The sequence below is a fragment of the Rhodococcus sp. WB9 genome, from assembly GCF_007558985.1.
Lineage (GTDB): Bacteria > Actinomycetota > Actinomycetes > Mycobacteriales > Mycobacteriaceae > Rhodococcus_F > Rhodococcus_F opacus.
Map to the genome: position 1 here is coordinate 2535590 of NZ_CP041769.1, position 23328 is coordinate 2558917.

Sequence of the window (23328 nt, forward strand, 5' to 3'; positions counted from 1 at the left end):
CGCCCCATGACGACGTTACGGGTGGGTCGACTGTGGTTGGCGGGACTGATGGTGGCTCTGATCGGGCTGGTGCTCGCACCCGGCGCCTCCGCGGCCCCGGGCAGAGCAGTCTTCTCCGGCGACTCGGACCAGGTGATCACCGTCTACGCCCCGTCCGCGGGGGCAGTGGTCGCCGAACTGACCGCCTGGGAACGGACTGCGGACGGCACGTGGCAGGTGTTCGCGGGCCCCGTCCCCGCCGACGTCGGCGCGGAGGGAATCGGCGCGGCGAACGAATTCTCCACCCGCACGCCGGCCGGTGTCTTTCCGCTGTCGCAGGCGTTCGGCCGGCAGCCCCCACCGGAGACGGCGATGCCGTATTTCCAGTCCGATCGACGGGACTGGTGGGATGCGAATCCGCTCTCGCCCACGTACAACACGCACGTCCGGCAGGACGAGAGCCCCGGTGGTAACAGCGAGAACCTCTACGCGGCTGGACCGCTGTACGACTACGCGGTCGCGATCGGCTACAACGCCGCCCGCATTCCCGGCCTCGGTTCGGCGATGTTCCTGCACGTCACGGACGGCACCACCACCGAAGGGTGCGTCGCCATCGACCGCGACACGCTGACCTCACTCCTCGGCCGGCTCGACCCGGCGAAGAACCCCGTCATCGAGATCGCCGTAGGCGCGTAGCGCCCGTGCGCCTTTCTGGTTGCTCCAGCTACCAAAAAGGCGCACGGGCGGCGGAGCCGCCTACAGGCCGGGGCGCTTGCCGATGGTGAGGGTGGGGGTGGAGACACCGGCGAAGAAGTCCTCGCCCTTGTCGTCGACCACGATGAACGCGGGGAAGTCCTCGACCTCGATCTTCCAGACCGCTTCCATGCCGAGCTCTTCGTACTCGACGATCTCGACCTTCTTGATGCAGTCGAGGGCGAGACGCGCCGCGGGACCGCCGATGGACCCGAGATAGAAGCCGCCGTACGACTTGCATGCGTCGGTGACCTGCTTGGAGCGGTTGCCCTTCGCGAGCATCACCATCGAACCGCCCGCGGCCTGGAACTGCTCCACGTAGGAGTCCATGCGACCGGCGGTGGTGGGGCCGAAGGAACCGGACGCCATGCCGTCGGGGGTCTTGGCCGGGCCGGCGTAGTACACCGGGTGGTCCTTGAGGTACTGCGGCATGTCCTCGCCGGCGTCGAGCCGTTCCTTGATCTTGGCGTGGGCGATGTCGCGTGCGACGACGAGCGGGCCGGTGAGCGACAGCCGCGTCTTCACCGGGTGCTTGGACAGCTCGGCGAGGATTTCGGGCATCGGCTTGGTGAGGTCGATCTTCACGGCGGCGCCCTTGCCGGTGCCGGAGACGCCGTCGGTCTCGGCGTCGAGCTGGGCGTCGGTGACCTCGGGGAGGAACTTCCCCGGGTTGAATTCGAGCTGCTCGAGGAAGACGCCCTCGGGGGTGATCTTCGCCTTGGCCTGGCGGTCCGCCGAGCAGGACACGGCGAGAGCGACGGGCAGCGACGCGCCGTGACGGGGGAGGCGGATGACGCGGACGTCGTGGCAGAAGTACTTGCCGCCGAACTGTGCGCCGATGCCGATCTGACGGGTCAGCTCGAGCACCTTCTCCTCGAGTTCCAGGTCGCGGAATCCGCGGCCGGTGATCGCACCCTCGTTGGGGAGTTCGTCCAGGTAGTGCGCCGACGCGTACTTGGCCGTCTTGAGCGCGAACTCCGCGGACGTGCCGCCGACGACGATCGCGAGGTGGTACGGCGGGCAGGCTGCGGTGCCGAGGGCGCGGATCTTCTCCTCGAGGAACCGCATCATGCCGTCCGGGTTCAGGATCGCCTTGGTCTCCTGGAACAGGTAGGACTTGTTGGCGCTGCCGCCGCCCTTGGCCATGTACAGGAACTTGTAGGCGTTCTCGTGGCCGGTCGCCGTGTCGGCGTAGAGCTCGATCTGGGCGGGGAGGTTGCTCCCGGTGTTCTTCTCGTCCCACATGGTGATCGGCGCGTTCTGCGAGTACCGCAGGTTGAGCCGGGTGTAGGCGTCGTAGACGCCCCGGGCGATGGCCTTCTCGTCGTCGCCGGGGGTGAGGACGTGCTGGCCGCGCTTGCCCATGACGATCGCGGTGCCGGTGTCCTGACACATCGGCAGCACGCCGGCGGCGGAGATGTTGGCGTTCTTGAGCAGATCGAGTGCCACGAACTTGTCGTTGCCCGACGCCTCGGGATCGTCGAGGATGCTCGCGAGCTGCGTCAGATGGTCGCTGCGCAGGTAGTGCGAGATGTCGTGGAGCGCGGTCTCGGTGAGCAGGCGCAGCGCCTCGGGCTCGACGGACAGGAAGGTGCGGCCGTCGGGTCCTTCGACAGTCGACACCCCCTCGGTGGTCAGCAGCCGATACTCGGTGGGGTCCTCACCGATCGGCAGCAAGTCCTCGTAGAGGAAGTCGGCCATTCTATCTCCTGGACAGCGGGTTGTGTGAAGTTCGTATCCAGGCTAGACGCGGGCTCCGGCAGCCCTGTGACGCGGGGGCATGCTTCGACCTGCGCAGTGGCGTGGCTCACAGAGGTTTCACAGACGAATCCGTACACTTGACTTGATGCGTGTACACGAAGCAGATCGGCCGGCCGAATGACTCTTGAAGTCCAGTGCGCCGGAGCTGTCGACGGCGAGAAGTCCGGTGCACGCGCCAAGCGGCCCGTGCTGCACGCCTACCTCGACATCGCGATTGTGGTGGTCGTCCTCGCGGCCACGAATCTGATCGCGCACTTCACCACCGCGTGGGCGAGCATCGCCACCGTTCCCATCGCCGCTGTCGTGCTGCTCGTGCTCATCCGCCGCCGCGGGCTCGGCTGGGCAGAACTGGGGCTCTCGCCCCGGCACTGGCGAAAAGGTTCGTTGTACGCGCTGGCGGCGATGGGACTCGTGATCGGCGTCGTGGCGATCGGCGCAGCCCTGCCGATCACCCGCCCCTTCTTCATGGCCGACCGGTACGCCACCCTGTCCGGTGCGCTCATCGCGTCGATGATCGTCATCCCGTTGCAGACCGTCATCCCCGAGGAGCTCGCGTTCCGCGGCGTGCTGCACGGCACCCTCGACCGGGTGTACGGCGCACGTGGTGTCTTCGCGGCGGGATCGCTGATGTTCGGTCTCTGGCACATCGCGTCTTCGCTGGGGCTGACGTCGGGCAACAAGGGACTGTCCAGCTTCCTCGGTGGCGGCGTCCTCGGTCAGGTGCTCGGCATCCTCGCGGCGGTGGTCGCGACGGCGGCCGCGGGCGTCGTGTTCACGTGGCTCCGTCGTCGCAGCGGCAGTCTGATCGCGCCCATCGCGCTGCACTGGTCGCTGAACGGCGCGGGTGCGCTCGCCGCCGCCATCGTGTGGCACACGACCATGGCCTGAGTCCGCAAAGTCAGTCGGCTTCCGGCGTTCCGAGCCATTCGAGCAGCTTCTCGTACACCGACTCATGGTTGAGCATCGTGAAATGGTTCGCGGGCGCGAGGTGCATGCCGTCCTCTTCGCGGAAGCCGATCATCCGCGTCCGGTTCCGGCCGGACGCACTCGGCACGAGCACCATGCCGTCGCCGAGCAGGCGTCCCATCGGGTGTCTCGGGCTGCGCGTGATGGTCGCGGAGACGAAGCAGTACGTCACGCCGTCGAGGAGCGGGACCTCACTGCACGCCGCGGCGCGGAGCGCGTCGGGATCGCGATCGCGCCAGTCCTCGTCAACGAGCGAACCCTGGTTCAGATCGCGGATGCCGGCGCTCCTTCTGCGCAGGAGCCCGGAGATCGCCCGCGTCTCGGGCAGTGCGGCCAGGCCGGCGCTCGCGTAGTGGACGGCCTGCTCCAACGGTGCTCCGAGGTGGGGTGAGCCGAGACTCACGACATGGTGAACCTGCCTCACCCACGGGCGGTCGTCGAGGAAGGCGATCCGGCAGGCGCTGCGGGCGACGAGGCCACCCATGGAATGCCCGACGAGGGCGATCGACTCGACCTGGACCGGCCAGTGCTCGGTGACCGCGTCCAGAAGTTCGGACAGGCTCCTGCCGTTGTCCGAGATGTGCCTGCCGGAGTTGTACCGGATCTGCAACGCCGTGTACCCCAGGTCCGTCCCGAGCCGTTCACCGTAGGTGGGACGGCGACCCAGTGCCCACGCGTCCTCGGTCTCGACGAGTCCGTGCAGGAAGACGACGATGCGGCCACCGGCGCGCGGGAAGGCGTCGGCGAGCGTGCCCGCGTCCGGTGCGAGCGCGACACCGTTCACCCGTATCGACAGGGGTTCGGCGAGCGGCGACCCCTCCGACTCCAGTATGTCGCCGATCAGACCCTGGATCGCGGCGATGGCCTGGGCTCCGCGGCGTGTCTGGGACGGGGCGACGTTCTCCGACGACGGGAGATCGAGGAACCGTCCTGCGAGGGAACCACCGAGACGTGCGGCGTCGGCGACGAGTGTGTACGCGGCGCCCGAGATCTCGTCGTGGAGCAGTTTGGCGGGGACGGCGTGGGAGCCGACACCGAGCCGGATCCCGGCGAAGACACGATCCGAGATGGCGCGGTGGATGCTGCCGATGCCGGTGGCGGCGGCCCCGATTTCCTCGAGGGCCAGCCGGGCGAGGGCCCGCACCTCGGAGCGGCGTCTGATCTGCGGGTCGGTCACGAGATTTGAGTGTACGCATGTGCACTGAGATGCGCGCGTGTTACGGAAGTACCGAACATGTGCGCCGTAGTCGATTATTTCGAGAATAAATCAACGGTGAAGCGGAAATGTTGATCTTCGGAAGGTCGACTCAATTGGTCGATCGACCAATTCCGGGAAACTCGCTGGTGACGTGGATAATGAACATGTTCACGTCACGCATTAATCGCCGTGATAGGTACGTGATTGAGCCGAACGAAGTGTGCCGACAACGCCGTGACGGGGCTCGCGCGCCTGAGCGTGCGAACCCCGTCGCGGGTGTTCAAGTCTTGTGCCAGCGGAAATGCTAGCCAATCGTGGCCGCGGCCGCGGTTGCGGCGTCTGCGCCACCGCCCAATGCGTCGGCGGAACCCGAGAAGAAGTCCAGGGCACCGGCGAGGTCGGAGAAGGCGGAGAAGAATTCGGACAGGAAGGCGAGATCCATGCTTTTAACTCCTTGCTCGGTTGTGGGCATTTATGTCGGCGCTGTGCGGGCGCCGGATTCATTCCTACCGTTATTGAAATGAGATCGCAATCCGAAGGTTTAACCGAAATGAAACGCGGGACGAATTACCGGGTTCCGACCAGGTGAGAAGCCCGTGTCCGGATTCACATCCGTCGGGCCTGATCCCACGATGTGGGAGCCGCGGCGCTGCCTGAATACCGCCGTCGCCGGGCGTCGGCGGGGCTATCCTCGTCCCACGACGTGTAGCGCCTTCCGGACATACCGACGTATAGGGGAATCCATCATGCGCAAGACCATCGTCACCGGTATCGCGGTCGCGGCCATCGCTCTGCTCGGCGCGGCCGGCTGTTCCGACGACAGTTCGAACGAGGCTCCGATCGCGACCACGACGACCTCCTCGGCGTCCGACCGGGTGGAAGGCGCGATCAGCAGTGTCCAAGCCACGGCGTCGTCCGCTGTGAACACCGCGCGCGAGGCCACGCAGAACGCGATCAACTCGGCCATCTCGGCGGTCCCGATCGGATTCGAGTCGGGAACCGCCGAGCTCAACGCGATCTCCGACGTCACCGTCAGCGCAGTGGCCGCAGCGCTGAACGCCAGCGACAACAACATCCGGATCGAGGCGTACGCCACCAACTCGGACGAGTCCGCCGCCGAACTGCTGGCCGATCAGCGCGCCCAGGCCGTCGCAAACGCACTCGAGGCCAAGGGCGTCGACAAGAGCCGTATTTCCGTCGAAGGAACGGCGAACCCGCCCGAAGGCGTGAACGCCGATCAGGTGGAGATCACCGTCGAGGACAGCTGACCGGCACGGTCAGTGCAGGACCGCCCGGTGCTCGTTCGTGAACGGGACGTGCTCGGCGGTTCTGCCGTCGCGGAGTTTGAGCACCCACTCGGGATCGGACAGCAGCGCGCGACCCACCGCGACGAGATCGAATTCGCCGTTCTCGTACTGTCGGAGCAGGCGGTCGATACCGGCGGTGTTCGACGCGCCGTCCGAGGTGAAGGCCGTCGTGAACACGTCGTCGAGGCCCACCGAACCGACCGTGATGGTGGGTAGTCCGGTCAGCCGTTTGGTCCAGCCGGCCAGGCCCAGTTCCCCGTCCTCACCGGGCAGCTCGGCGAACGCCGGTTCCCAGTGCCTGCGGGTGGAGGGGTGCAGCACGTCGACACCGGCGGCGACGAGGGGTGCGAGCACGGCCGCGAGTTCGTCGGGGGATTGTGCTATCCGGGAGTCGTAGTGGTTCGACTTCCACTGGCTGAAGCGGTAGACGATCGCGAAGTCCTCGCCGACGGCCTCGCGGATCGCTGCGACCACCTCGGCGGGGAACCGGGTGCGGTCCTCGAGGGATCCGCCGTAGCCGTCGGACCGGACATTCGTGCGGTCCCACAGGAACTGGTCGAGCAGATAGCCGTGGGCACCGTGGAGTTCGATGCCGTCGAAGCCCACGTCGCGTGCGTTGACGGCGGCCGCCACCCACGACTCGCGCAGCGCGTCGAGATCGGATTCGGTGAATTCGCGTCCCAGGCGGGTCCCGCCCAGAGCGATTCCGGACGGGCTGGCGGTGGTCACGTCGGGATTCAGGCGGGGCTGCGGGCCGCGTTCGACACCCAGGTGCCAGAGCTGCGGGATGATCTGCCCGCCCTCGTCGTGGACCGCGTCCACCACCGATTTCCAGCCCGCGAGGCTGTCCGGTCCGTAGAGCCGCGGCACCCGGGTGTGAGATCCGGCCGCCGGGTCGGGAATGTACGTCCCCTCGGTGATGACGAGTCCGACGCCGCCGGCCGCACGCCGCCGGTAGTAGGCCGCGACATCGTCCCCGGGAATACCGCCGGGGGAGAAAGCCCTGGTCATGGGCGCCATCGCGAAGCGGTTCCGTAGCTGGAGAGATTTGACGGCGAACGACTCGAAGAGGCCGTCAACGGGCAGCGGTGTTTCGGTCATGCCTGTCTGCAACTGATCTTGGTTACGCACTATTCCTGCATATGGCCTGCTGTGTAGTTGTAATCTGAAGTCACAGTCGACACTCGCTGCCGGCGCGCGGGCCCTCGCCCGCGCCCGGTCTGACGGGAGGGTGCACTGATGGGCACGAACGACGCACAAGCTGCCGATCTGGTGCTTTTCGGTGACGTGGTCACCATGAACGACGCCGCGCCACGCGCTCGGGCGGTGGCGGTGCGAGACGGGCGGATCGCCGCTGTCGGCAGCGACGCCGCGGTGTTTCCGCTGATCGGACCGGCAACGATCACGGTCGACGTGCACCGCGCATGCATACTCCCGGGATTCATCGAGGCGCACGGCCACCCGCTGAACTCCGCGGTGTTGCTCGGTGAACCGGTCGTGGACATCAGGCCGGTGACCATCGCCGACGCGGGGGAGGTGGTCGACGCCGTCCGTCGCGCCGTCGACGAACACCCCGACGGCGCCGTGCTCAACGGCTGGGACCCACTGCTGCAGAAAGGGCTGCCCGAGCCGACCCGTGACTGGCTCAATTCCGTCGCTCCCGATACGTCCCTGGTGATCCTGCACAACACCGGCCACGTGGCCTACTTCAACGACGTCGCCGCGCGGGAATCCGGGTTGACCAAGGACACACCGGACCCGGAGGGCGGCAGTTTCGGTCGTGACAAGTCGGGTGAACTGGACGGTTCGGCGTTCGAGGCGCCCGCGGTGATGGCGGTGGCAGCCTCGATCCTCGCGGGCGCGACCACCCGGCTCCCGGAGCTCCTCGCTGCGGAATGCGCGCGGATGAACGCGGCGGGCATCACCACCGCCAGTGAGATGGCATTCGACCCACGGTTCCGGAGCGCCCTGACGGCGTTCGCCCGGTCCGGCGCTCTCACCACCCGACTGCGGTTGTACGAGATGTCCAACCCGGAGCGCACCTCCGAAGTCTCACCCGGAGTCGGCAACGACCTGCTGCGCCAGGTGGGCATCAAGATCTGGTCGGACGGGTCGCCCTGGGTGGGCAATGCGGCCACCAGCTTTCCGTACCTCGACACCGACGTCACCCGGTCGCTCGGCCTCGCCGGAACGCGTGGCGAGGCCAATTACACCGAGGACGAGATTCTCGAGATCAGCAAGCCGTATTTCGAGAACGGCTGGCAGATCTCCTGCCATGCCAACGGTGACGCCGCGGTCGCCCTGGTCCTCGACGCGTGGGAGCGGATGCTCGCCGACTCGCCACGCGAAGACCACCGACTCCGGCTCGAGCACGTCGGGGCGATGACCCCGGACCAGTTCCGCCGAGCGACCGAACTCGGCGTCACGTGCAGCCTTTTCGTCGACCACCTCTACTACTGGGGCGACGTGCTCGTCGACGACCTGTTCGGTCCCGAGCGCGGAGCACGCTGGGCGGCTGCCGGTTCCGCGATCAAAGCGGGCCAGCGGATCTCGTTCCACAACGACGGCCCGGTAACCCCGACCAACCCGCTGCGCAACATCGCCGACGCCGTCACCCGCCGCACCCGATCGGGACGTGTGCTCGCTCCCGAGGAACGTATCTCCGTCCCGGATGCTCTGCGGGCGGAGACGATCAACTCGGCGTGGCACCTGCGGAGCGAGGACGCCATCGGGGCGATCGTCCCCGGTATGCACGCCGATCTCGTCGTGTTGTCGGCCAACCCGCTTCTGGTGGATCCCGACGACATCGCAGGTCTCGAGGTGCTCGCCACGATCCTGGAGGGTCGGACGGTCTTCGGAAAGCTGGAGTGATCCGGGTGGCGCCCGGGTCGAGGGCTCTGCGGTCGATCGGGACGTCAGCCGGAAACTGGATCCGGACTTCGGGTTACACCCGCAAATGGCTGGTTCTCGGCGTCGTGATCGGGATCGTCGCCGGGCTCGGAGCGGTCGTGTTCTACGTCGCGCTGTCGGAGGCGACGCAACTGCTGATCGTCGGCATCGGGGGTTACCACCCGCCGACCGCGGCGGGTGACGGTGGGGCGGTCGGCAGCCGGGAGTTCACGAGACCATGGGCAATCCCGCTCGTGGTGTGCCTGGGTGGTCTGGTGTCGGGCATCATCGTGTTCACGCTGGCACCGGAGGCCGAGGGGCACGGCACCGACGCGGCGATCGACGCCGTTCACCGGGACCCCCGCATGATCCGCGTCCGCGTCGTCCTCGTGAAGCTGGTCGCGTCCGCCATCACGATCGGGTCCGGCGGATCCGGCGGTCGCGAGGGACCCACCGCGCAGATCTCGGCGGGTTTCGGATCGCTGCTCGCCCGCAGGCTGGACCTGTCCCCGCGGGACGGCCGAATCGCGGTGGCGATCGGGATCGGCTCCGGTATCGGCGCGATCTTCGGCGCCCCGCTCGGCGGCGCGGTGTTGTGCTGCACGATTCCCTACAAGGAAGACTTCGATTTCGAGGTGCTCGTGCCGGCGCTGGTCACGTCGATCGTCAGCTACACGGTGTTCGGCAGCTTCCTCGGATTCGGGCCGCTGTTCGGGTACGCCGCTCAGGACTACGTCTTCGACACCCCGGTCCAGCTGGTGTGGTTCGCGCTCATCGGTGTGCTTGGCGGCCTGATCGGATTGCTGTACAGCGGGACGTTCTACACGGCCGTCGATCTCACCCACCGTCTGCCCGGCAGCCGGATCGTCAAACCGGCGGTCGGCGGGCTGCTCGTCGGACTGATGGCGCTCGTGTTGCCGGAGGTGCTGGGCAGCGGTTACGGCTGGATCCAGCAGTCGATGGCCCGCGCCGACCTCACGGCGATCCCGCTGTGGGTGGTGCTGCTGTTGCCGTTCGCGAAGATCCTCGCGACGTCGCTGTCCATCGGCTCGGGGGGATCCGGCGGCATCTTCGGCCCGGGAATGGTGATCGGGGCGTTCACCGGCGCAGCGGTGTGGCGACTGCTGGAACCGTTTGCCCCGGGCGTCCCCGACAATCCGGCGCCCTTCGTCATCGTCGGCATGATGGCCTGCTTCGGGAGCATCGCCCGCGCTCCTCTCGCGGTCATGCTGATGGTCGCGGAGATGACGGGCAGCGTCGGTGTGCTGGTGCCGGGAATGATCGCCGTCGGGCTCGCCTATCTCCTCGTGCGCCGATCGGGGAAGACGATCTACCGGGCGCAGCTCGAGAACCGTGCGGAAGCTCGGCTCGCCCCGGGATGATCGGATCGGGGTCCGTGTGCGGAGTGCCGGGTGGATTCCGGCATGCTTGTGGCCATGACTGTTCACGTTCCTCAGTACGTCGACCTCCTCTGGCCAGCGCTTCAGGCTGCCATTGCTCTCGGTGGGTCGGCGTCCAACGAGGAGCTCGACAGTGCAGTCGTTGAGCGAGAAGGGCTTTCGTCCGACGTGCAGGGTGTGCTGCACGGTGACGGTCCCAGCACCGAGATCGAGTACCGGTTGGCGTGGGCCCGCACCTACCTCAAGGGGATGGGTCTGCTCACGAACAGCCGGCGCGGGGTGTGGAGTGTGACGGAGAAGGGCCGCGAGGTCGCCGAGAGCGAGATCCGCCCCCTGCACGCCGAGTTCTCCGCCGAGAACCGCAAGAAGAATGCCGCCCGCAAATCGGCGAAGGCCGCGTCCCGCCGCAACGACGAACCGGATGCCAACATTGCCGAGGCCGAGAACGACGCGGACTGGAAGGACCTCCTGCTCGACACGGTCCTGAAGATGTCGCCGCCCGCGTTCGAGCGGCTGACCCAGCGGTTGCTGCGGGAGGCCGGATTCTCGAGCGCGTCCGTCACCGGTCGCGGCGGTGACGGGGACATCGAGGGGCTCGGGGTGTATCAGTTGTCGTTGCTCAGTTTCCCCGTGTTCTTCCAGTGCAAGCGCTACAGCGGCAGCGTCGGGGCCGGCGCGGTGCGTGATTTCCGCGGCGCGATGGCGGGCCGCGGCGAGAAGGGCCTGCTCATCACCACCGGAACGTTCACCGGTGACGCCCGCACGGAGTCCAAGAGGGACGGGGCGCCGCCGATCGACCTGATCGACGGCGACCGGCTGTGCGACCTGTTGAAGGAGCATTCGCTGGGTGTCCAGACCACCACGCGTCTCGTCGAGGACGTCGAGGTCAGGTCGGATTACTTCCACTCGCTGGAGCCGAAATGATCAGCGCCGGGTCACCTGCCCGGCGCCCGGACACTCTTTCCCGTTGCGGTATGGCCACGAAGCGATCACGCAGGCCCTGAAGCGGTGCCGACAGTGTCCTTCCGTGTGTAAAGAGGAAGTTAAATACACATGTCGATGACGTGAAGACGATCGAGGGAAGTCGTTATGACGACCACGACGCCGTGGCCGTTGACGGGCCACAGGGCACGGCCGCCCGCCGGAATGCTCGCGGACCGTCGCTTCGGGATGCTCGTCGACCAGTTCTTCCGACTCTTCCACGACAGCAGCCAGGGCGGCGGCGCGCTGGCCGTCTATCTCCACGGTGAACCGGTCGTCGACGTGTGGGCGGGATGGGCCAGCCGCGACACGTTCTGGCAGGACGACACCGTCACCCTCACGTTTTCCACGGGCAAGGGCGTCGCGTCCACCGTGCTGCACCGGCTCGCGGGACGCGGGATCATCGACTACGACACGCCGGTGGCGCAGTACTGGCCCGAGTTCGCCGCCGAGGGCAAGGACGAGATCACGGTGCGCGAACTGCTGTCGCACCGCGCCGGACTGCACCGGGTTCGTGGGCTCGTGCCCGGACCGCTGAGTCTGATGGACCATTCGCTGGTCAGTGCCGCACTGGCGGCGGCGACCCCGGATCAGCGGCGGCTGAAGGTCCCCGGATATCACGCGGTGACGTTCGGTTCGCTCGTCGCCGAACTTACGTCCCGCGCGGCCGGGAAACCCTTCACCGAGCTGGTGCGCACCGAGGTCGCCGAACCGCTCGGGGTGAAGGAGTTCTGGTACGAGGTGCCGCCGGCCGAGCGTGCCCGGATCGCGAGGACCTTCCCGCACATCAACCCGTTCGGCGTTCCGTGGGGAGCCACGTCGTTCGCGATGTCGCGGCTGCCCGGTCTGCGCAACGTCGCCGACGCGGGCATGCCCGCGGGTTTCGATGCCCTCGTCCGCAACCCCGCGATCCACGACAGCGTGATGCCGGGATGGAACGGCGTGTTCAGTGCCCGCGCGCTGGCGCGGATGTATGGGGCGCTGGCGAACGGCGGAACCGTCGGCGGCGTGGAGTTCCTCCCGCCGGACGTCGTGGCGCAACTGAGCCAGGTGCAGACGACGGCCCGCGACTACGTCCTGGGCATACCGATGAACTGGCGGCTCGGCTACCACGCGGGAATGGTGGCACGCCGCAGGCAGCCGTCGAATACCTTCGGGCACTACGGCTTGGGTGGGTCGGGCGCGTTCGCCGACGCCGACAGCGGGCTGTCGATCGCCTTCGTCACCAACCGGCTCGGCAACATGCTGACCCCCATCGCCGACCTCCGCCTGCCGAAGCTCGGCTCGACGGCGCTCGCCATCGCCGAGCGGCTGTAGCCGAGCAGTTCCGGCCGCCGGCGAACCAATTCGATTTCGACGCGCCGTTTTTCGATCGTCGCGAGCCGCAGGTCTGGAGAGCGGGGGACCGGTAGCATCGTGTCCGTGACCGACGCGACCGCCCACACCAGCCGTCCTGATCGGTTGCGTGTCCTCGTCTACAGCGACGATGCGAACACCCGCCAGAAGGTTGTGCTGGCGCTGGGGACGCGTCCGCACCCCGACCTTCCGGAGTTGGAGTACGTCGAGGTGGCGACCGCGCCCGTGGTGATCCGGCAGATGGATGCCGGCGGTGTCGACCTGGCCGTTCTGGACGGGGAGGCGGTGCCCGCGGGCGGGATGGGGATCGCGAAGCAGTTGAAGGACGAGATCGACGACTGCCCCCCGATCCTGGTTCTGACCGGGCGCCCCGACGACGCCTGGCTGGCCACCTGGTCGCGGGCCGAGGCCGCGGTGCCGCATCCGCTCGACCCGATCCGGTTGTCCGAAGCGGTCATAGCGCTGCTGCGCACCCGCCGCTCAGCTTAGGCTCTCCTGACTCCGATTTCCGCCGCGTGAAGGTGCATCGAGCGCCTGTGCCGCAGGGTTTTCCGTACTTCGAGATCGCCTGGAACTCGCACGGTCAAATCGACCGGGCTCGACGACTTCCCTTGTACGCTGTGGCATAACTCACAAGAGCGTAGCTTCGGAAACGACCGTCCGGGAATCGGGCGGACAGGCTCGGGAAGAGGGGAGCTGAGACGGATTGAATGTCTACGTGCCGATCCTCGTGCTCGGGGCGATTGCGGTCGCGTTCGCGGTCTTCTCCGTGATCGTGGCGAGGATCGTCGGTCCGAGGCGCTACAACCGTGCCAAGCTCGACGCCTACGAGTGCGGCATCGAGCCGACACTCTCGCCTCTGGGTGCGGGCCGCATCCCGGTGAAGTACTACCTGACGGCCATGCTCTTCATCATCTTCGACATCGAGATCGTCTTCCTCTATCCGTGGGCTGTTCATTTCGATGCTCTCGGTTTCTTCGGTCTCGGGGCCATGGCCCTGTTCATCTTCAACGTCTCCGTCGCCTACGCGTACGAGTGGCGGCGTGGCGGTCTCAGTTGGGACTGATCGGTCCCGCCAGCGATCCAAAAGCTAAGTCGGAAGAGAAGAGTCGGATATGGGCATCGAGGAGAAGCTGCCGAGCGGCTTCCTGCTGACCACGGTCGAAGGGCTCGCGGGTTACGTCCGCAAGGGCTCGCTGTGGCCGGCGAGTTTCGGGCTCGCCTGTTGCGCGATCGAGATGATGGCGACCGCAGGGGGACGCTTCGACATCGCCCGTTTCGGCATGGAGGCGTTCCGGGCGTCGCCGCGGCAGGCGGACCTGATGATCGTGGCCGGCCGGGTGAGCCAGAAGATGGCGCCGGTGCTGCGGCAGATCTACGACCAGATGGTCGAGCCGAAGTGGGTGCTGGCGATGGGCGTCTGCGCGTCGTCGGGCGGCATGTTCAACAACTACGCGATCGTGCAGGGCGTCGACCACATCGTGCCGGTGGACATCTATCTGCCGGGGTGCCCGCCGAGGCCCGAGATGCTGCTGAACGCGATCCTCACCCTGCACGAGAAGATCCAGCAGATGCCGCTCGGCGTTCATCGCGAGGAGGTGGCGCGGGCGGCGGAGCAGGCGGCGCTGGCCGCCACCCCCACCATCCAGATGAAGGGCCTTCTGAGATGAGTGGCGTGGATCGGTGGGCTGAGCCAGGTCGAGGAACCGAGATCCGGCGTCTGGGCCGTGCGGTCTGGACTGAGGAGCGAGGGAGCGTAGCGAGTGAGTGACGAGGGAAGGCCGGGCGTAAAGCCCAGACGCCCGCGAGCGAAGCGAACCGAGCGGTGGTGCCGGGGCCGTGCGGTCTGGACTGAGGAGCGAGGGAGCGTAGCGAGTGAGTGACGAGGGAAGGCCGGACGTAGAAGCCCAGACGCCCGCGAGCGAAGCGAGCCATGTCCCCGCGAGCCATGTCCCAGAACAGATCGGTGTGCGCAAGGGGCTGTTCGGGGTGCGGGGTAGTGGGGATACGTCGGGGTATGGGCGGTTGGTGCGTCCGGTGTTGTTGCCGGGGAGTACGCCGCGGCCGTATGGCGGGTATTTCGACGAGGTCGCGGATGGGCTGGGGGCGGCGTTGGCGGACTCGGGTGTGGGTTTCGAGGTGGCGATCGAGTCGGTTGTGGTGTTTCGGGGTGAGGTGACGTTCGGTGTGCGGCGCGAGTTTTTGCCGTTGGTGGCGCGGGCGTTGCGTGATGAGCCGGATCTGCGGTTCGAGATGTGTCTGGGTGTGAATGGTGTGCATTTCCCGCAGGATGCGGGCCGGGAGTTGCATGCGGTGTATCCGTTGTTGTCGATCACGCACAATCGTCGGATTCGTCTGGAGGTTGCGGCACCGGATGCGGATCCGCACATCCCGTCGTTGTACGAGGTGTATCCGACGAACGATTGGCACGAGCGGGAGACGTACGACTTCTTCGGGATCGTGTTCGATGGCCATCCGTCGTTGACCCGGATCGAGATGCCGGATGACTGGCCGGGTCATCCGCAGCGGAAGGACTATCCGCTCGGCGGCATTCCCGTCGAGTACAAGGGCGCGGAGATCGCGCCGCCCGACGAGCGGCGGGGGTACAACTGATGAGCGAGGACACGGTTTTCACCGTCGCCGGTCAGGACTGGGACGAGGTCGTCGATGCGGTGAAGGCGTCGTCTGGTGATGCGGGTTCGGAGGGCGCCGAAGAGCGGATCGTCGTCAATATGGGTCCGCAGCATCCGTCGACGCACGGGGTGTTGCGGCTCATCTTGGAGATCGAGGGTGAGACGGTCACGGAGGCCCGGTGCGGTATCGGTTATCTGCATACGGGGATCGAGAAGAACCTCGAGTACCGGACGTGGACGCAGGGCGTGACGTTCGTGACGCGGATGGATTACCTGTCGCCATTCTTCAACGAGACGGCGTATTGCCTCGGAGTGGAGAAGTTGCTCGACATCACGGATCAGGTGCCGGAGCGGGCGAGCGTCATCCGGGTCATGTTGATGGAGCTCAACCGCATCTCCTCGCATCTGGTGGCGTTGGCCACGGGTGGTATGGAGCTGGGGGCGGTCACGGCGATGCTGTTCGGTTTCCGGGAACGCGAGCTGGTTCTGGACGTGTTCGAGATGATCACGGGACTGCGCATGAATCACGCGTACATCCGGCCGGGCGGTTTGTCGCAGGACCTGCCGGAGGGTGCCGTGGAGAAGGTGCGCGAGTTGCTCACGTTGATGCCGGAACGGCTGCGGGACATGGAGAATCTTCTCAACGACAACCGCATCTGGAAGGGGCGTACGCAGGGCATCGGGTATCTCGACCTCACGGGGTGCATGGCGCTCGGCATCACCGGTCCGATGCTGCGTGCGACGGGTCTGCCGCACGATCTGCGCAAGTCGCAGCCGTATTGCGGTTACGAGAATTACGAGTTCGACGTCAGCACCGACACGGGGTGTGACGCGTATGGCCGCTACCTGATCCGGGTCGACGAGATGAAGGAGTCGCTGAAGATCGTCGAGCAGTGCCTCGACAAGTTGCGGCCGGGCCCGATCATGGCGGAGGACAAGAAGATCGCGTGGCCGGCGGATCTGACATTGGGCCCCGACGGTCTGGGCAATTCGCCCGGGCACGTCCGCGAGATCATGGATTCGTCGATGGAGTCGCTGATCCATCACTTCAAGTTGGTGACGGAGGGTTTCCGGGTGCCGCCGGGTCAGGTGTATGTGGCGGTGGAGTCGCCGCGGGGTGAGCTCGGTGTGCACATGGTGAGCGACGGCGGCACCCGCCCGTACCGGGTGCATTTCCGGGATCCGTCGTTCACGAACCTGCAGTCGGTGGCGGCCACGTGTGAGGGCGGCATGGTTGCGGATGTCATTGCGGCGGTCGCGAGCATCGATCCGGTGATGGGGGGCGTGGACCGATGAGGCCCCTGCCAAGGAGCTCGGTGTCTGGGCCGTGTGGTCTGGACCGAGGAGCGAGGGAGCGCAGCGAGTGAGTATCGAGGGAAGAGCGCACGACCAAGCCCAGGCACCCGCGAGCGCAGCGAGCCAAAGCGCGCAAGTCTTCATCGAGTTCGGGCCCCGGCCGGAGGAGCACGGGCTGCTGGTGCGGCCGGGTGCGCGTGAGGAGTATCCGCCGGAGGTCCGTGCGCGGCTGGACGCCGATGCCGACGTCGTCGTCGCGCGGTACCCGAATTCGCGTTCCGCGCTGCTACCGCTGCTGCATCTGGTGCAGGCGGAGGACGGGTGCATCACGCCGGCGGGGATCGAGTTCTGTGCCGGCCGACTCGGATTGACCGGCGCAGAGGTGGCCGCGGTGGCCACCTTCTACTCGATGTACCGGCGCGACCCGACGGGCGACTACTACGTCGGAGTGTGCACCAACACGTTGTGCGCGATCATGGGCGGCGACGCGATCCTCGCCGCCCTGGAGGAGCACCTCGACCTGCCGCACGGGGGCACGTCCGCGGACGGCAAGGTCACGCTGGAGCACATCGAATGCAATGCGGCGTGCGATTACGCCCCGGTGATGATGGTCAACTGGGAGTTCTTCGACAACCAGACCCCGGAGTCGGCTCGCTCACTCGTCGATTCCCTGCGTTCTGGTGAGCGGGTGTCGCCGAGTCGCGGCGCGACGCTGTGCACGTTCCGGGAGACCGCCCGCATTCTCGCCGGGTTCCCCGACGAGCGTCCCGGTGCGCTGGCGGAATGCGGTACCGCGGGTGACGCCACACTGGCCGGCCTGCGCGTGGCGCACGAACGGGGCATGGCGGCGCCGGATCCCGCGGAGACGTCGCTGATCCCGGAGCCGCCGTCGCGAGACACCGAGCCGGTCGCGGAGGAATCGGTGAAGGACCAGCCGTCACCTGCCCCGTCCGCGACGGTCCCTCCGGATCGGTCCACCTCAGAGACGGATCCGGCGGCCACCGACCCGGGTCGAAAGGGAGACTGACATGCCGCTGACCCCTGTCCTCAGCCGCTACTGGGACGAGCCCGAGTCCTGGACCCTCGACACGTACCGTCGCCACGACGGGTACGAGGGCCTGCAGAAGGCGCTGCGCATGGAGCCGGACGAGGTCATTTCGACGGTCAAGGAGGCCGGACTGCGCGGTCGCGGTGGTGCCGGGTTCCCGACCGGGATGAAGTGGTCGTTCATCCCGCAGGGCGACGACAAGCCGCACTACCTCGTGGTCAACGCGGACGAGTCCGAACCGGGCACGTGCAAGGACATGCCGCTCCTGCTGGCCACGCCGCACGCGCTGGTCGAGGGCGTCATCATCGCGGCGTACGCGATCCGCGCCGGGCACGCCTTCATCTATGTGCGCGGCGAGGTGGTGCCGGTGCTGCGCCGGCTGCACGCCGCGGTCGCGGAGGCGTATGCGGCGGGTTACCTCGGCAAGAACATCCTGGGCACCGGTTTCGACCTCGAACTAGTCGTGCATGCGGGTGCAGGGGCGTACATCTGCGGCGAGGAGACGGCGCTGCTCGATTCGCTGGAGGGTCGCCGCGGTCAGCCTCGGTTGCGTCCGCCGTTCCCCGCGGTGGCCGGTCTCTACGCGTCACCGACTGTCGTCAACAACGTCGAGTCGATTGCGAGCGTCCCGCCGATCATCGTGAACGGCATCGAGTGGTTCCGGTCGATGGGCAGCGAGAAGTCGCCCGGCTTCACCCTGTACTCCCTGTCCGGGCACGTGACGAAGCCCGGACAGTACGAGGCCCCGCTCGGAATCTCCCTGCGCGAGTTGCTCGAGTACGCGGGTGGAGTCCGCGCAGGGCACCGATTGAAGTTCTGGACCCCGGGCGGTTCCTCGACACCGATCTTCACCGACGAGCATCTCGACGTCGCCCTCGACTACGAGGGTGTCGGCGCCGCCGGATCGATGCTGGGCACCAAGGCCTTGCAGATCTTCGACGAGACCACGTGCGTGGTGCGTGCCGTGCTCCGCTGGACCGAGTTCTATGCGCACGAGTCGTGCGGCAAGTGCACGCCCTGCCGGGAAGGCACCTATTGGCTGGTGCAGATCCTGGAGCGGCTCGAGCGAGGGGAGGGGACCGACGCCGATCTGGAGAAGCTGCTCGACATCGCCGACAACATCCTCGGCAAGTCGTTCTGCGCTCTCGGTGACGGTGCGGCCAGTCCGATCATGTCCTCCATCAAGTACTTCCGCGACGAATACCTCGCACACTTCGAGCAGGGTGGCTGTCCGTTCGACCCGCATCAGTCGACGCTCATGGCGGGAGTGCATGCATGAAGCCTGCGAGTGTAGCGAGCGATGTTTCGGCGCGGAGGCCGCGCGTTCTGGACCGAGGAGCGAGGGAGCGCAGCGAGTGAGCGATGAGGGAAGGGCGCGCGTGAAGGGCTCCGCGCCTGCGAGTGTAGCGAGCCATGATACGAGCCCTGACGCAGTGAGCGTCGTCATCGACGGTGTCGGGGTCAGTGTCCCCAAGGGCACGTTGGTGATTCGTGCCGCGGAGATGATCGGCATCCAGATCCCGCGGTTCTGCGATCACCCGCTGCTCGATCCGGTCGGTGCCTGCCGCCAGTGCCTCGTCGACGTGGAGGGGCAGCGCAAGCCGCTCGCCTCCTGCACCACGACTGTCACCGACGGCATGGTCGTCCACACCCAGCTCACGTCGCCCGTCGCCGACAAGGCGCAGAAGGGTGTTATGGAGTTGCTGCTGATCAACCATCCCCTGGACTGCCCGGTGTGCGACAAGGGCGGCGAGTGCCCCCTGCAGAACCAGGCGATGTCGAACGGGCGCGCGGAGTCGCGTTTCGGTGAGGTCAAGCGCACGTTCCCCAAACCGATTCCGCTGTCCACGGAGGTCCTGCTGGACCGTGAGCGGTGCGTGTTGTGCGCGCGGTGTACCCGGTTCTCCCAGCAGGTCGCCGGCGACCCGTTCATCGAACTCATGGAACGCGGCGCGCTGCAGCAGGTCGGGATCTACGCGAAGGAACCGTTCGAGTCGTACTTCTCCGGCAACACCGTCCAGATCTGCCCGGTGGGTGCGCTGACGGGTTCCGCGTACCGTTTCCGGGCCCGCCCGTTCGACCTGGTTTCCAGCCCCAGTGTGTGCGAGCACTGTGCGAGCGGGTGCGCCCAGCGCACCGACCACCGGCGGGGCAAAGTGCTGCGCCGGCTGGCGGGCGACGATCCGGAGGTCAACGAGGAGTGGAATTGCGACAAGGGGCGGTGGGCGTTCGCCTACGCCACCGAGCGTGACCGGATCACCGCCCCGTTGGTCCGCGGCGACGACGGAATTCTGGCGCCCGCGTCCTGGTCCGAGGCCCTGGCCGTCGCGGCGCGGGGATTGGCCGCCGCGCGGGGGAACGCGGGTGTTCTCGTCGGGGGCCGGTCCACGTGGGAGGACGCCTACGCCTACGCAAAGTTCGCGCGAACAGCGCTCGGCACCAACGACATCGACTTCCGCAGTCGCACGCACTCCGGCGAGGAGGCCGAGTTCCTGGCCGCCCGGGTGGCGGGGCAGCGACTCGCGGTCACGTACGAGGACCTCGACGCCGCGCCGGTCGTCCTTCTCGCCGCGTTCGAGCCGGAGGAGGAATCGCCGATCGTCTTCCTCCGGCTGCGCAAGGCCGCGCGCGCGAAGGCCGTTCCGGTCTACTCGATCGCCCCGTACGCGTCCCGTGGCCTGGAGAAGATGTCCGGCCGGTTGCTGCGGTCCGCGCCGAATGCGGAGGCGGAGGTCCTCGACGGACTCCGCACGGGTGATCTGGACCCAGGCGTCACCGAACTGCTGCGCCGGCCGGGTGCGGTCATCGTGGTCGGGGAGAGACTCGCCGGGGTGCCGGGGGCGTTGTCCGCGGCGGTCCGGCTGGCCGACGAGACGGGGGCCCGGCTGGCCTGGGTGCCGCGACGGGCCGGCGAACGTGGCGCACTCGAGGCGGGCGCGCTGCCCGGACTGCTCCCGGGTGGCAGACCGGTGGACGATCCGGAGGCGCGGCGGCAGGTCGCGTCGGTGTGGAACGCCGCGGATCTGCCGGACACCGCAGGCCGGGACACCGCGGGCATCCTCGCCGCAGCCGAGGCGAAGACGCTCGGGGCGCTGGTGATCGGCGGTGTCGAGGCCGACGACCTCCCCGACCCGCAGGCCGCGCTGGCCGCGGTCGAGGCGGCAGGGTTCGTCGTGAGTCTGGAACTGCGCCACAGTGCGATCAGCGAGCGCGCGGACGTGGTGTTCCCCGTCGCACCGGTCATGGAGAAGCCGGGCACCTTCCTCGACTGGGAAGGGCGCACACGCGATTTCGACGCCGCCCTCCGCGCCACCGGGTCGATGCCCGATCAGCGGGTACTCCACGCGATCGCCGGCGAAATGGGGGTCCCGCTGGGTCTTCCGGACGCCGCCACCGCACGGCGCGAACTCGAGAGGCTCGGCGCCTGGGACGGTGACTTCCCGGATCCGCCCGACCATCCGCAACCGCCACGGCGGGAACCCGGGCCGGGGGAGGCGGTGCTCGCCACCTGGCGGATGCTGCTCGACTCGGGACGGCTGCAGGACGGGGAGCCGCACCTGGCAGGCACTGCCCGCACTCCGGTCGTGCGGATGTCCGCGGCCTCGGCTGCAGAGTCGGGTGCCGGTGACGGAGATCCGGTCACCGTGACGACGGAACGGGGCGCGGTCACCCTGCCGTTGGTGATCACCGACATGCCGGATCGAGTGGTGTGGCTGCCCCTCAACTCGCCCGGATCCGCCGTCTACCAGCAACTGGCCGCCCGGGCGGGGAGCGTCGTGAACGTCCGCCGCGCGGCCGGCACCAACGGGATGGTCGCGGGAGGTGCGCTGTGACGATCGAGGCCGTCTACCCCGACCCGGCGCTGTTCGGCCACGACCCGTGGTGGCTGGTGCTCGGCAAGGCCCTGGCCATCTTCGTGTTCCTCGTCCTCACCCCGCTTCTGACGATCCTGGCCGAACGCAAGGTCATGGCCTGGATGCAGATGCGCGTCGGCCCGAACCGGGTGGGCCCGCGGGGCATGCTGCAGAGCCTCGCCGACGGCATCAAGCTCGCACTGAAGGAGGGGATCGTCCCGAAGGGTGTGGACAAGCCGATCTACATCCTGGCGCCGATCATCGCCGCGGTACCTGCGTTCATGGCGTTCGCCGTGATCCCGTTCGGCCCGGCGGTGTCGATCTTCGGGCACTACACGCCATTGCAGCTGACGGACCTGCCGGTGGCAGTCCTCTACGTCCTCGCGGCCACGTCGATCGGCGTCTACGGCATCGTGCTCGCCGGCTGGGCGTCCGGCTCCACGTACCCGTTGCTGGGCGGGCTGCGCTCGACTGCGCAGGTGATCTCGTACGAGATCGCGATGGCGTTGTCGTTCGCGGCCGTCTTCCTGGACGCCGGAACGATGTCCACGTCGGGCATCGTCGCCGCCCAAGAACACACCTGGTACGTCTTCCTGCTGCTGCCGTCGTTCCTCATCTACGTCACGTCGATGGTCGGCGAGACCAACCGGGCGCCCTTCGACCTGCCCGAGGCCGAAGGCGAACTGGTCGGCGGATTCCACACCGAGTACTCCTCGCTGAGCTTCGCGATGTTCATGCTCGCCGAGTACGTGAACATGGTGACGGTCTCGGCGCTCGCCACCACACTGTTCCTCGGCGGCTGGCACGCCCCGTTCCCGCTCAGCCTGTGGGACGGCGCGAATTCCGGCTGGTGGCCGGTGCTGTGGTTCACGCTGAAGGTCTGGGGCTTCCTGTTCGTGTTCGTCTGGCTGCGCGCCACGCTGCCCCGGCTGCGGTACGACCAGTTCATGGGTCTCGGCTGGAAGATCCTGATCCCGATCTCGCTGGTGTGGGTCATGATCGTCGCCACCGTCCGGGCCTTCCGCAACGAGGGCTACGACGCCCGGACGATCGCGCTCGTCGTCGCGGGCCTCGTCGTCGCCCTCGTCGTGGTGGTGCTCCTGTGGAAGCGCCTGCGCCCGGGCGGCGTTCGCGCACCCGAGAAGCCGGTCGAGCCGCGGGGACGTGCCGAACCGGCCCCCGAGACACTCGAACCGTTCGACCCCATGGCCGGTGGATACCCGGTTCCGCCGATGCCGGGTCAGACGCTGCCTGCGTTCCGGCGTACGCCCGTCTCCGTCACCGGCGCACACTCCACCGGTCCCACCCAGGAGGACAGCGATGACTAAATTCCTCGGCCCCATAGCGGGTTTCGGCGTGACCTTCTCGACGATGTTCAAGAAATCGAACACCGAGTTCTACCCCGAGGAGAAGGTGCCGACGGCGGCCCGCTACCACGGCAGGCACCAGCTCAACCGTTACGCGGACGGGTTGGAGAAGTGCATCGGGTGCGAACTGTGTGCCTGGGCGTGCCCCGCCGACGCCATCTACGTGGAGGGCGCCGACAACACCGACGAGGAACGCTTCTCGCCCGGCGAGCGGTACGGCCAGGTGTATCAGATCAACTACCTGCGCTGCATCGGGTGCGGGCTGTGTATCGAGGCGTGCCCGACGCGGGCGCTGACCATGACCAACGAGTACGAGATGGCCGACGACAACCGGGCCGGTCTGATCTACGAGAAGGACCGGCTGCTGGCCCCGCTCGAGTCCGGCATGGTCGCGTCGCCGCACCCGATGGCCCCGGGCACCACCGCTGAGGACTACTACCGCGGCACAGTGACCGGGGGAGCGGCGGCCGCGGCGCAGGACGAGTCCGAGGTCGAGGACACGGCGGGGGACAGGCCGTGATCGAGGGAGGAGAGCCGACG

Annotated in this window: 21 protein-coding genes; 17 read left to right on the forward strand and 4 right to left on the reverse strand. The window is 67.6% G+C overall.

Features of this window, described 5'->3' with window-relative positions:
• The first annotated feature begins 6 nt into the window (after positions 1–6).
• Positions 7–675 carry a L,D-transpeptidase gene (locus FND50_RS11820; protein WP_144285898.1) on the forward strand — a complete coding sequence of 223 codons (669 nt, stop codon included), beginning with the start codon at positions 7–9 and terminating at the stop codon, positions 673–675.
• Positions 676–735: 60 nt separating this feature from the next.
• Here FND50_RS11820 and FND50_RS11825 read toward each other — a convergent pair whose 3' ends face one another.
• Complete coding sequence (locus FND50_RS11825) at positions 736–2433, reverse strand: fumarate hydratase (RefSeq protein ID WP_054246711.1); 1698 nt, start codon at positions 2431–2433, stop codon at positions 736–738.
• Positions 2434–2610: 177 nt separating this feature from the next.
• Here FND50_RS11825 and FND50_RS11830 point away from each other — a divergent pair, with 177 nt between their 5' ends.
• Positions 2611–3381: a CPBP family intramembrane glutamic endopeptidase gene (locus FND50_RS11830; protein WP_144285899.1), complete on the forward strand. Its 771-nt coding sequence runs from the start codon at positions 2611–2613 to the stop codon at positions 3379–3381.
• Between the two features lie 10 nt (positions 3382–3391).
• On the opposite strand, the gene FND50_RS11835 is transcribed toward FND50_RS11830, so the two are convergent.
• Entirely contained in the window at positions 3392–4636 is a 1245-nt protein-coding gene (locus tag FND50_RS11835; protein WP_144285900.1) for a triacylglycerol lipase, read from the reverse strand.
• A gap of 325 nt (positions 4637–4961) precedes the next feature.
• Positions 4962–5099, reverse strand: a complete 138-nt coding sequence (locus FND50_RS36070) for a hypothetical protein (RefSeq protein WP_009479155.1) — start codon at positions 5097–5099, stop codon at positions 4962–4964.
• 304 nt (positions 5100–5403) lie between these two features.
• On the opposite strand from FND50_RS36070, the gene FND50_RS11840 reads away from it, so the two are divergent.
• On the forward strand, positions 5404–5925 hold the full coding sequence (locus tag FND50_RS11840) for an OmpA family protein (protein WP_005567011.1): 522 nt from the start codon (positions 5404–5406) through the stop codon (positions 5923–5925).
• 9 nt (positions 5926–5934) lie between these two features.
• Here FND50_RS11840 and FND50_RS11845 read toward each other — a convergent pair whose 3' ends face one another.
• The gene (locus FND50_RS11845) at positions 5935–7065 is read right to left on the reverse strand and encodes an NADH:flavin oxidoreductase (protein WP_144285901.1); all 1131 of its coding nucleotides are present in this window, start codon (positions 7063–7065) and stop codon (positions 5935–5937) included.
• 138 nt (positions 7066–7203) lie between these two features.
• Between FND50_RS11845 and FND50_RS11850 the strand changes: the two genes are divergently transcribed.
• The 14 genes from FND50_RS11850 to nuoI all read left to right on the forward strand — a co-directional run bounded on the left by FND50_RS11850 (position 7204) and on the right by nuoI (position 23308).
• On the forward strand, positions 7204–8835 hold the full coding sequence (locus tag FND50_RS11850; RefSeq protein WP_144285902.1) for an amidohydrolase: 1632 nt from the start codon (positions 7204–7206) through the stop codon (positions 8833–8835).
• Entirely contained in the window at positions 8832–10235 is a 1404-nt protein-coding gene (locus FND50_RS11855) for a chloride channel protein (RefSeq protein WP_144285903.1), read from the forward strand. Before FND50_RS11850 ends, FND50_RS11855 begins: the two co-directional genes overlap by 4 nt.
• Before the next feature lie 42 nt (positions 10236–10277).
• Positions 10278–11177 (forward strand): restriction endonuclease, encoded by a 900-nt coding sequence (locus tag FND50_RS11860; protein ID WP_005253670.1) that lies wholly within the window; start codon positions 10278–10280, stop codon positions 11175–11177.
• Between the two features lie 165 nt (positions 11178–11342).
• A complete protein-coding gene (locus tag FND50_RS11865) occupies positions 11343–12551 on the forward strand; it encodes a serine hydrolase domain-containing protein (protein ID WP_144285904.1) in 1209 nt (402 codons plus the stop codon).
• Between the two features lie 105 nt (positions 12552–12656).
• Positions 12657–13079, forward strand: a complete 423-nt coding sequence (locus tag FND50_RS11870; RefSeq protein WP_037202955.1) for a response regulator transcription factor — start codon at positions 12657–12659, stop codon at positions 13077–13079.
• A gap of 217 nt (positions 13080–13296) precedes the next feature.
• Positions 13297–13656: an NADH-quinone oxidoreductase subunit A gene (locus tag FND50_RS11875; protein ID WP_005239104.1), complete on the forward strand. Its 360-nt coding sequence runs from the start codon at positions 13297–13299 to the stop codon at positions 13654–13656.
• Between the two features lie 49 nt (positions 13657–13705).
• The gene (locus tag FND50_RS11880) at positions 13706–14260 is read left to right on the forward strand and encodes an NADH-quinone oxidoreductase subunit B family protein (RefSeq protein WP_005239105.1); all 555 of its coding nucleotides are present in this window, start codon (positions 13706–13708) and stop codon (positions 14258–14260) included.
• A gap of 205 nt (positions 14261–14465) precedes the next feature.
• Positions 14466–15203 (forward strand): NADH-quinone oxidoreductase subunit C, encoded by a 738-nt coding sequence (locus FND50_RS11885; protein WP_144285905.1) that lies wholly within the window; start codon positions 14466–14468, stop codon positions 15201–15203.
• Positions 15203–16519 (forward strand): NADH dehydrogenase (quinone) subunit D, encoded by a 1317-nt coding sequence (gene nuoD, locus FND50_RS11890; RefSeq protein WP_005239107.1) that lies wholly within the window; start codon positions 15203–15205, stop codon positions 16517–16519. The genes FND50_RS11885 and nuoD overlap by 1 nt, the downstream gene beginning before the upstream one ends.
• A gap of 67 nt (positions 16520–16586) precedes the next feature.
• The gene (gene nuoE / locus FND50_RS11895; RefSeq protein ID WP_144285906.1) at positions 16587–17546 is read left to right on the forward strand and encodes an NADH-quinone oxidoreductase subunit NuoE; all 960 of its coding nucleotides are present in this window, start codon (positions 16587–16589) and stop codon (positions 17544–17546) included.
• A 1-nt stretch (position 17547) separates the two neighbouring features.
• Positions 17548–18846 carry an NADH-quinone oxidoreductase subunit NuoF gene (gene nuoF / locus FND50_RS11900; protein WP_007300243.1) on the forward strand — a complete coding sequence of 433 codons (1299 nt, stop codon included), beginning with the start codon at positions 17548–17550 and terminating at the stop codon, positions 18844–18846.
• A 154-nt stretch (positions 18847–19000) separates the two neighbouring features.
• The gene (locus tag FND50_RS11905; protein ID WP_260850969.1) at positions 19001–21400 is read left to right on the forward strand and encodes an NADH-quinone oxidoreductase subunit G; all 2400 of its coding nucleotides are present in this window, start codon (positions 19001–19003) and stop codon (positions 21398–21400) included.
• Entirely contained in the window at positions 21397–22749 is a 1353-nt protein-coding gene (gene nuoH / locus FND50_RS11910) for an NADH-quinone oxidoreductase subunit NuoH (RefSeq protein WP_144285907.1), read from the forward strand. Before FND50_RS11905 ends, nuoH begins: the two co-directional genes overlap by 4 nt.
• Positions 22742–23308, forward strand: a complete 567-nt coding sequence (nuoI, locus tag FND50_RS11915) for an NADH-quinone oxidoreductase subunit NuoI (protein ID WP_007300246.1) — start codon at positions 22742–22744, stop codon at positions 23306–23308. Before nuoH ends, nuoI begins: the two co-directional genes overlap by 8 nt.
• Positions 23309–23328: the final 20 nt, after the last annotated feature.